At 71.4% G+C, this 9,261-nt stretch carries 10 protein-coding genes and 1 pseudogene; 4 read left to right on the top strand and 7 right to left on the bottom strand.

Annotation, left to right across the window (positions count from 1 at the left end):
• The 6 genes and pseudogenes from I5G_RS08715 to I5G_RS08690 form a co-directional block, all read right to left on the bottom strand.
• Positions 1 to 752 (bottom strand): annotated as a pseudogene (locus I5G_RS08715) (histidine kinase); the annotation flags it as partial.
• 194 nt (positions 753 to 946) lie between these two features.
• A complete protein-coding gene (kdpC, locus tag I5G_RS08710; RefSeq protein WP_022878714.1) occupies positions 947 to 1,531 on the bottom strand; it encodes a potassium-transporting ATPase subunit KdpC in 585 nt (194 codons plus the stop codon).
• 11 nt (positions 1,532 to 1,542) lie between these two features.
• The gene (gene kdpB / locus I5G_RS08705; RefSeq protein ID WP_022878713.1) at positions 1,543 to 3,693 is read right to left on the bottom strand and encodes a potassium-transporting ATPase subunit KdpB; all 2,151 of its coding nucleotides are present in this window, start codon (positions 3,691 to 3,693) and stop codon (positions 1,543 to 1,545) included.
• Positions 3,693 to 5,378, bottom strand: coding sequence for a potassium-transporting ATPase subunit KdpA (kdpA, locus tag I5G_RS08700; protein WP_022878712.1), 1,686 nt, complete (start codon positions 5,376 to 5,378; stop codon positions 3,693 to 3,695). Before kdpA ends, kdpB begins: the two co-directional genes overlap by 1 nt.
• The gene (locus I5G_RS24575; protein ID WP_022878711.1) at positions 5,378 to 5,458 is read right to left on the bottom strand and encodes a potassium-transporting ATPase subunit F; all 81 of its coding nucleotides are present in this window, start codon (positions 5,456 to 5,458) and stop codon (positions 5,378 to 5,380) included. Before I5G_RS24575 ends, kdpA begins: the two co-directional genes overlap by 1 nt.
• Positions 5,455 to 5,679, bottom strand: a complete 225-nt coding sequence (locus I5G_RS08690; RefSeq protein WP_022878710.1) for a hypothetical protein — start codon at positions 5,677 to 5,679, stop codon at positions 5,455 to 5,457. The genes I5G_RS24575 and I5G_RS08690 overlap by 4 nt, the downstream gene beginning before the upstream one ends.
• A gap of 365 nt (positions 5,680 to 6,044) precedes the next feature.
• Here I5G_RS08690 and I5G_RS08685 point away from each other — a divergent pair, with 365 nt between their 5' ends.
• The 4 genes from I5G_RS08685 to I5G_RS08670 all read left to right on the top strand — a co-directional run bounded on the left by I5G_RS08685 (position 6,045) and on the right by I5G_RS08670 (position 8,373).
• Positions 6,045 to 6,374: a PadR family transcriptional regulator gene (locus I5G_RS08685; RefSeq protein WP_022878709.1), complete on the top strand. Its 330-nt coding sequence runs from the start codon at positions 6,045 to 6,047 to the stop codon at positions 6,372 to 6,374.
• 1 nt (position 6,375) lies between these two features.
• Complete coding sequence (locus I5G_RS08680) at positions 6,376 to 6,735, top strand: DUF1048 domain-containing protein (RefSeq protein ID WP_022878708.1); 360 nt, start codon at positions 6,376 to 6,378, stop codon at positions 6,733 to 6,735.
• 91 nt (positions 6,736 to 6,826) lie between these two features.
• On the top strand, positions 6,827 to 7,615 hold the full coding sequence (locus tag I5G_RS08675; RefSeq protein WP_022878707.1) for an ABC transporter ATP-binding protein: 789 nt from the start codon (positions 6,827 to 6,829) through the stop codon (positions 7,613 to 7,615).
• A complete protein-coding gene (locus I5G_RS08670; protein ID WP_022878706.1) occupies positions 7,612 to 8,373 on the top strand; it encodes an ABC transporter permease in 762 nt (253 codons plus the stop codon). Before I5G_RS08675 ends, I5G_RS08670 begins: the two co-directional genes overlap by 4 nt.
• Before the next feature lie 244 nt (positions 8,374 to 8,617).
• On the opposite strand, the gene I5G_RS08665 is transcribed toward I5G_RS08670, so the two are convergent.
• On the bottom strand, positions 8,618 to 8,983 hold the full coding sequence (locus I5G_RS08665) for a PLD nuclease N-terminal domain-containing protein (protein ID WP_022878705.1): 366 nt from the start codon (positions 8,981 to 8,983) through the stop codon (positions 8,618 to 8,620).
• Positions 8,984 to 9,261 lie beyond the last annotated feature (278 nt).

Raw genomic sequence — 9,261 nt, 5'->3', positions numbered from 1 at the left:
GCGCGCCGGATCAGCGTCTCGCCCTCCGCGCCGCCGGTGAGTGCGACGACGACCCGCTCGCGGGCCTGCCACGACCCCTCGATGCCCTGCTCGACGCGGTACCGCTGCAGCGCGGAGTCGACCTCGTCGGCGAGCCACAGCAGCGCGAGCTCGCGCAGCGCCGTGAGGTTGCCGAGACGGAAGTAGTTCGACAGGGCCGCGTCGATCCGCTCGGCGGGATAGACGAATCCGGATGCCAGCCGGTCGCGCAACGACTGCGGGGCGAGGTCGACGACCTCGATCTGGTCGGCCGCGCGGACCACGGCATCCGGAACCGTCTCGCGCTGCACGACGCCGGTGATCTTCTCGACGACGTCGCCCAGCGAGGCGACGTGCTGCACGTTGACCGTCGTGATGACGTCGATGCCTGCGTCCAGGAGCGCTTCGACGTCCTGCCAGCGTTTCTCGTGCGCGGACCCGGGGGCGTTGGTGTGCGCGAGCTCGTCGACCAGCGCGATCTGCGGGTGGCGTGAGAGCACGGCATCCAGGTCCATCTCGTCGAGGTCGACGCCCCGGTGCGCGACGGCGCGGCGCGGGACGACCTCGAGCCCCTCGGCCTGTGCGGCGGTGGCGACGCGGCCGTGCGTCTCGACGATCGCGATGACGACGTCGCGGCCCTCCTCGCGCAGCCGGCGCCCCTCCTCGAGCATCTCGTACGTCTTGCCGACGCCGGGAGCTGCCCCGAGCAGCACGCGCAGGTGCCCGCGCTTCACGCCGCGCTCCCGTGTGGCTGCGGGTGTTTCAGTGTCCAAGACACGCCGATGCGGGGCGCGGCCGACGGCGTGTCTTGGACACTCAATGTGCGGGCGGCGCCGAGCGCCGTGGCGCCGAGCGCGCCGAACCGCCGCCGCCCGGGGAGGGCGACGGCGGCGGCGGGAAGCGTGCGCATGTCAGCGATTCTCGCGCGTCACCGGGCGTCCAGCGCGCGATTGAGCTCGAGGACGTTCACGCGCGGGTCGCCGAGGAACCCCAGATCACGCGGCAGCGTGTGCTGCGCGATCAGCGCTTCGACGTCGGCGACCGGGATGCCACGGGCCTCGGCGATCCGCGCGGCCTGCCGTTCCGCGTTCGCGACGGAGATGTCCGGGTCGAGACCGGAGCCCGACGAGGTGACCGCGTCGGCGGGGACCGCGCCGGAACCGTTCAACTGCGCGAACGTCGCGCGGCCCTGCTGGATCGACGCGATGAGATCCGCGTTCTCCGGGCCGAGGTTGGATCCGGTCGAGGCGGCGGCGTCCCAGGAGGCGGCGGACGGACGCGACTGGAAGTACTGCGGCAGCGCGTTGCCGTCGGCATCCTGGAACGACTGCGCGATCAGCGACGAACCGACGACCGTGCCGTCCGCGGAACGCACGAGCGAGCCGTTGGCCTGGGACGGGAGGGCGAGCTGGCCGATCCCGGTGATCAGCAGCATGTAGCCGACGCCGAGGAGCACGGTGAAGACGAGCATCGCGCGGACGGCGACGCCGGCGGTACGCAGGGTGGTGCGCATGACGGGGCCTTTCAGAATCCCGGGAGCAGGCTCACGACGAGGTCGATGAGCTTGATGCCGATGAAGGGGACGAGGATGCCGCCGAGCCCGTACACGAGCAGGTTGCGGCTGAGGATGCTCGAGGCGCTCGCCGCGCGGTACTTCACACCGCGCAGGGCGAGGGGGATGAGCACGATGATGACGATCGCGTTGAAGATGATCGCGCTGAGCACCGCGGAGGCCGGCGACGACAGCTGCATGACGTTGAGCACCGCGAGCCCCGGGAAGACGCCCATGAACATCGCCGGGATGATCGCGAAGTACTTCGCGATGTCATTGGCGAGCGAGAACGTCGTGAGCGCGCCGCGCGTGATGAGCAGCTGCTTGCCGATCCGCACGATGTCGATGAGCTTCGTCGGGTCGCTGTCGAGGTCGACCATGTTGCCGGCCTCCTTCGCGGCCGACGTGCCGGTGTTCATCGCGACGCCGACGTCGGCCTGCGCGAGCGCCGGAGCGTCGTTCGTGCCGTCACCGGTCATCGCGACGAGGTTGCCGCCCTCCTGCTCGCGGCGGATGAGGGCGAGCTTGTCCTCGGGCGTCGCCTCGGCGAGGTAGTCGTCGACGCCGGCCTCGGCGGCGATCGCCTTCGCCGTGAGCGGGTTGTCGCCCGTGATCATCACGGTGCGGATGCCCATGGCCCGCAGCTCCCCGAACCGCTCGCGGAGGCCGTCCTTCACGACGTCCTTGAGGTGGATGACGCCGAGCACGCGCCCCTCGCCCGCGGGCGTGAGAGTCGCGACGACCAGCGGGGTGCCGCCGGACTGGGCGATGGCATCCGTCTCCTCCTGCAGCTGCGCGCGCAGCGTCTCGGGAACGGGCGATCCGGATGCCGCGAGCCAGGCGACCACGGCCGACGCGGCGCCCTTGCGGACCTGCGTGCCGTCGGTGAGGTCGAGGCCGCTCATGCGGGTCTGGGCCGTGAACGGGACGGGTTCCGCGCCGCGGGGCATCTCGGCGACGATCCCCTGCGCGGCGGCGAGCTCGACGACCGAGGTGCCCTCGGGCGTGGGGTCGGCCTGCGACGACATCGATGCGTACTCCGCCAGAAGCGGCCCGCCGACGCCCTCCATCGGGACGAACGCCGACGCGCGACGGTTGCCGTACGTGATCGTTCCGGTCTTGTCGAGCAGCAGCGTCGTGACGTCGCCCGCGGCCTCGACGGCGCGGCCCGACATCGCCAGGACATTCCGCTGCACGAGCCGGTCCATGCCCGCGATGCCGATCGCGCTCAGCAGCGCCCCGATCGTCGTGGGGATCAGACACACGAGCAGCGCGACGAGCACGGGGATCGACACCGGCGACGCCGCGTACGACGCGATGGGGTTCAGCACCAGGACCACGACGACGAACACGATCGACAGGCTCGCCAGCAGGATGTTCAGCGCGATCTCGTTCGGCGTCCGCTGCCGCGACGCGCCCTCGACGAGCGCGATCATGCGGTCGACGAACGTCTCGCCGGGCTTCGACGTGATCGTCACGACGATCCGGTCGCTGAGCACGCGCGTGCCGCCGGTGACGGCGCTGCGGTCGCCGCCGGACTCGCGGACGACCGGGGCGGACTCGCCCGTGATCGCCGACTCGTCGACCGTCGCGATGCCCGCGACGATGTCGCCGTCGCCCGGGATCAGCTGACCCGCCTCGACGAGCACGACGTCACCGACGCGCAGGTCGCCCGACGGCACCTCCTCGATCCGGGCGGTGGATGCCAGGGCGTCGGCCTTCGCGTCGTACGAGACGACGCGGCGGGCCGTGGTCGTCGTCCGCGTCTTGCGGAGCGTCGCGGCCTGCGCCTTGCCGCGACCCTCGGCGACCGACTCCGCGATGTTCGCGAAGAACACCGTGAGCCACAGCCAGATTGCGATGCCCCACGTGAAGCCGAAGGGCAGCGAGGCCTCGTCGGCACCGCCGTCGCCGAGGAACGGTTCGGTGATCGCGATGAGGGTGGTGAGGGCCGCCCCCACCCACACGAGGAACATCACGGGGTTGCGCCACTGCGACGCGGGGTTGAGCTTCTTCGCGGCGCCCGGGAGCGCGGCGACGATCTGCGCGGCGCTGAACGCGCGGCGCGGAGCGGCCGGGGTCGGGGCCTCGGCGGGAGCCGGGGCGTGGGTGAGCGTGGACATCAGCGCGTAAGTCCTTCGGCGAGGGGTCCCAGGGTGAGGACCGGGAAGTAGGTGAGGGCCGTGACGATGACCGCCACGCCCGCGAGGAGGCCCGCGAACTGCGGGCGGTGCGTCGGCAGGGTTCCGGCGGTGGCCGGAACGGCATCCTGCGCCGCGAGAGAACCCGCCAGGGCCAGCACGAACACGATCGGCAGGAACCGCCCGAGGAGCATCGCGACCGCGAGGGCCGTGTTGAACCACGGGGTGTTCGCGGTGAGCCCCGCGAACGCCGAGCCGTTGTTGTTCGCCGCCGACGTGAAGGCGTAGAGCACCTCGCTCAGGCCGTGGACGCCCGGGTTCAGGATCGAGGTCGACTCGACGTCGTCCCGGATGCCGGGCAGGCCGAAGCTCAGCGCGGTCCCGGCGAGCACGAGTGTGGGCGTAACGAGGATGTACAGGCTCGCGAGCTTGATCTCGCGCGGCCCGATCTTCTTGCCGAGGTACTCGGGCGTCCGGCCGATGAGCAGGCCGCCGACGAACACCGCGATCACGGCGAGGATCAGCATCCCGTAGAGTCCCGAGCCGACGCCGCCCGGCGCGATCTCGCCGAGCATCATATTGATCATCGGCATCATGCCGCCGAGCGCCGTGTAGCTGTCGTGCATCGAGTTGACGGCGCCCGTCGAGGTCAGGGTGCTCGCGGTGCCGAACAGCGTCGAGCCGAAGATGCCGAAGCGCACCTCCTTGCCCTCCATCGCACCGCCGGCGAGCTGCGGAGCCGTTCCGGCACCGGCGAGCTCGGCCCACGTGAGCAGAGCGGCGGATGCCGCGAAGATCGCGCCCATGACGCCGAGGATCGTGTAGCCCTGGCGGTCGTCGCCGACGATGCGGCCGAACGCGCGGGGGAGCGAGAAGGGAATCACGAGCATCAGGAAGATCTCGAACAGGTTCGTCCACGGCGCGGGGTTCTCGAACGGGTGCGCCGAGTTGACGTTGAAGAACCCGCCGCCGTTCGTGCCGAGGAGCTTGATCGCCTCCTGGGATGCCACAGGCCCGCCGGGGATCGACTGGGCCGCGCCCGCGAGAGTCGTGGCATCCGTGAATCCGCTCAGGTTCTGGATGACGCCGCCGGCGAGCAGCACGACCGCCGCGACGATCGAGAACGGCAGCAGCAGACGGTACGTGCCGCGGACGAGGTCGACCCAGAAGTTGCCGATCACGCCGCTGCGGCGATACGCGAAACCGCGCACCAGCGCGACCGCGATCGCGATGCCGACGGCGGCGCTCACGAAGTTCTGGACGGTCAGGGCGGCGAACTGCACCGTGTAGCCGAGCGTCGTCTCGCCCGAGTAGGACTGCCAGTTGGTGTTCGTGACGAACGAGACCGCGGTGTTGAACGACAGGGCCTCGCCCGGGGCATCGAGGCCCAGCGAGAACGGCAGCAGCGGCTGCAGACGCATGAGCGCGTAGACGAACACGACGCCCGCGGCCGAGAACAGCAGCACGGACCGCAGGTAGGCCTGCCAGGTTTGGGACCCGCGCGGGTCGACGCCGATGAGGCGGTAGGTGCCCCGCTCCACGGCGAGGTCGCGCTCGCCGGTGTAGATGCGCGCGATGTAGTCGCCGAGCGGGCGGTACGCCACGCCCAGGGCGGCGATGAGCGTGAGGCTGGTCAGGACGATGGACCAGATGCTTCCGGCATCCATCAGAACTTCTCCGGACGGACGAGCGCGATCACGAGGTAGACGATCGCGGCGACGGCGAGGACGGCGGCGAGGATGCTCATGCGGAGTCGCCCCCTCGCTCGGGCGCGGCCGTGGGGGAGGCGTTGCGCGCGGAGCGCTCGGGCGCCGGGGCGGGGGATGCGGCGGGCGGCTGGGCGCCGCGGCCGGGGGTGCGCGCGGAGGGAGCGCCGGGCTGCGGGCCCAGCTTCTCGACCCCCTGCGCGATGAGGGCGACCAGCGCGAAGAGCGCCAGGATCGCGACGAGGTAGACGACATCGAGCACGATGACTCCAGGTTCACAGAGCTTCCGCGCGACTGCTGCGGCGCGGGTGCCGCGGGGCGGCACGTGTGTCGATGCAACTCCTGTGCGCCGCGGAATCCCGCGGTCCTAACGGTTTCCCTACGGCCCGCCCCCGGACGCATACGGGGTGCATACGCGGTGTCGAGGGCCGGGCGGCGGGGCCCCGGAGGGGGGCCTCCAGTCCGCGAGACTGCACGCACCTGACGAAACCGCCGCGGCCTGCAGGGGACTTGTCAGGCGGTTGCAGTCTCGCGGCCGGGGGAGGCGCCGCCAGGCACTACTCACCCTTGCTAAGTACCGGTACTAAGTGTTACTTTCTACCGGTAGTCAACGTTGAGGAGTACCACATGGGGAGACACGACACCGAGATGCTCAAGGGGGTGCTCGAGGGCGTCGTCCTGGCCGTCCTCGCGCGGCGCCCGGCCTACGGATACGAGATCACCGCCGACCTCCGCGAGCGGGGGTTCACCGACCTCGCCGAGGGCACGGTCTACGCGATCCTCGTCCGCATCGAGCAGCGGGATCTCGTCGACGTCGAGAAGGTGGCATCCGAGAAGGGGCCGCCGCGCAAGGTCTTCACCCTCAACGACACGGGGCGAGAACAGCTCGCCGAATTCTGGACCACCTGGGGTCTGCTCGCCGATCGGCTCGAGCAGCTCCGCGACGAAGGGAACTGACATGGCCTGGTACGAGAAGATCATCGGCGACCTGGGCGCCAAGAAGCAGTGGCGGGAGTATCGCCGCCGCCTCGACGCCCTCCCCGCCCCCTACCGGCAGGCGGGCCGCGCGCTCGAACGCTACGTGCTCAACCTCGGTCCGACGGATGACAGCGATGCGCTGATCCGCATGGTGACCGACCTCGCCGACCTGCTCGAACAGGCCGCCGCAGCAGGCACGCCGATCCGCGACGTGACGGGCGCCGAACCGTCCGTCTTCGCCGAGGAGTTCATGGCGAACTACGGCGACGGCAGCTGGATCGGACGCGAGCGCGCCCGCCTCGCCCGCGCGATCGACGAGGCGGCCGAGTCCCAGGGCTGATCGCCCTCTCTCCCACGCGTCCTCCGGAACCGGCTGGCCGGAGGCGATGGCCTCGTGCGCCCTCCGGCCGGAACATCACGAGAGGAACACCATGTCCATCACCGATACCGGTCCCGCCATCCGCGTGCGGAACCTCACGAAGTCCTACGGCGACGTCCCCGTGCTCACCGGCGTCGACCTCGACGTCGAGCGCGGCACGATCGTCGCGCTCCTCGGCTCCAACGGCGCCGGGAAGACGACGGCCGTCCGCATCCTGTCGACCCTGCTTCGCGCCGACGGCGGGACGGCGGTCGTCGACGGAGCCGACGTCGCGACCCAGGCCGCCCGCGTGCGCGGCGCGATCAGCCTCACGGGGCAGTTCGCCGCCGTCGACGAGGTCCTGACCGGTCGCGAGAACCTCACGCTCGTCGCCCGCCTGCGTCATCTGCCCCACCCCGCCCGCGTGGCCGACGCGCTGCTCGAGCGGTTTTCGTTGACGGATGCCGCGCGCCGAGCGGCATCCACGTATTCCGGCGGCATGCGCCGACGCCTGGACATCGCGATGAGCCTCGTGGGCGACCCGGCGGTGGTCTTCCTCGACGAACCGACGACGGGGCTCGACCCGCAGGCCCGCCTCGAGGTGTGGGAGGCCGTGCGCTCGCTCGCCGCGTCGGGCACCACGGTGCTGCTCACGACGCAGTACCTCGACGAAGCGGAGCACCTCGCGGACCGCATCGCGATCCTGCACGGCGGACGCATCATCGCCGAGGGCACCCTCGCGGAGCTCCGCGCGCTGTTCCCGCCGACGACCGTGGAGTACGTCGAGAAGCAGCCCACCCTCGAGGAGATCTTCCTCGCCATCGTCGGCTCTGCCGGCCCGCTCGACACGGAGGAATCATGACCACGTACGCCCTGTCCGACACTGCCGTCCTCACCGGACGGTCGCTCCGGCACATCCTCCGCAGCCCCGACACGATCGTGACGACCGCGATCATGCCGGTGGCGATCATGCTGCTGTTCGTCTTCGTCCTGGGCGGCGCGGTCGACACCGGCGGCACCGCGTACGTGGACTTCCTGCTGCCCGGCATCCTGCTGATCACTGTGGCATCCGGGATCGCGTACACGGCGTACCGCGTCTTCCTCGACGTGCGCGGCGGGATCGTCGACCGGCTGCGGTCGATGCCGATCGCGCCGGCCAGCGTCCTGTGGGGGCACGTCCTCACGTCGCTGCTCGCGAACGCGGTGTCGCTCGCGCTGGTGATCGGGGTGGCGCTGCTCGTCGGCTTCCGGTCGGGCGCGTCGGTCGGTGCCTGGCTGGGGGTCATCGGCATCCTGATGGCGTACACGCTCGCCCTCACGTGGGTGGCGGTGATCGCCGGACTCGCGGCGAAGACCATCGACGGCGCCAGCGCGTTCAGCTACCCGCTGATCTTCCTGCCGTTCGTGAGCTCCGCGTTCGCGCCCACCGACACCATGCCCGGGCCCGTGCGGTGGTTCGCCGAGAACCAGCCCGTGACGTCCCTCGTGGATGCCATCCGCGCCCTGCTCGCGCAGCAGCCCGTCGGCGCGAGCGTGTGGATCGCACTGGCGTGGTGCGCCGGCATCCTCGCGGTCGCGTGGATGGTCGCGGTGGCGCTGTTCCGCCGCGCCGGGCGCTGAGCCGGGCTTCGGTCCGCCCGTCGCGCCGGGTCCCGGTCCGCCCGCCGTCGCGCGGGGTCCCGGTCCGCTCGCCGTCGCGCCGGGCCTCGGTCCGCCCGCCGCTGGCGCCGGGTGGGGGCGGTGCCGTAGCCCCGGTTCAGCGTCCAAGACACGCGGGTCGCGTCGCCGGGTGTCCGCGTGTCTTGGACACTCAACGGGGTGGGTGGCGCGGGGCGCGGGGCGCCGGGGGCGGGATGCCGCGGGCTCAGGCCGGGGCGTCGCCCTCGGCGCGACGGCGGCGCACCTGCTCCTCGAGGTCGGCGAGGTACATCTCGCGCTCGAGGTCGGCGATCTGCTGCTCGGTCGTCCGGCGGTCGTGGGCGCGCGGCGCCGGAGCAGGTTCCGCATCCTTCTGCCACCGCCGGGGGTCGCCGAACGACATCGGTTCGCCGCGCTGCTCCCACTCGCGGCCGATGGTGAACCACAGGATCGACCCGACCAACGGCAGCAGCACAATGAAGAACACCCATGCGAACTTCGGCAGGTGCTTCACCTGGTCGTCGCGGCGGGTGATGGCGTCGATCAGCGCGAACACCATGAGGGCCAGGGTGAGCAGAGCGAGGATCGGCATGGCATCCACCCTGTCCTAGGGCACGCCGCGGGGCAAGGTTCGCGGGCTGCGGGCCCGGTCGAGCGGCCCGGGGCCCTGTGCCCGCGAGACTGCACGCGCGTGACAAGCCCACTGCAGCGTGCGGCGGTTTCGTCAGGCAGCTGCAGTCTCGGTGTTGCGGGCGCGAGCTCGGGGTACCGGGGGCGAGCTCGGGGTCGCGGGGCGAGCGTCGGGCGCGCCGGTGCCGGTTGTGGCGGAGCGGTCCGGCCGCCGGGGCGATGGATGCCGAGACTGCACGC

The organism is Microbacterium sp. B19, from assembly GCF_000333395.1.
In the GTDB taxonomy this organism is placed as follows: Bacteria; Actinomycetota; Actinomycetes; order Actinomycetales; family Microbacteriaceae; genus Microbacterium.
The sequence above is the reverse complement of the archived record's forward strand: the minus strand, read 5'-3'. Positions and strand labels throughout refer to the sequence as shown.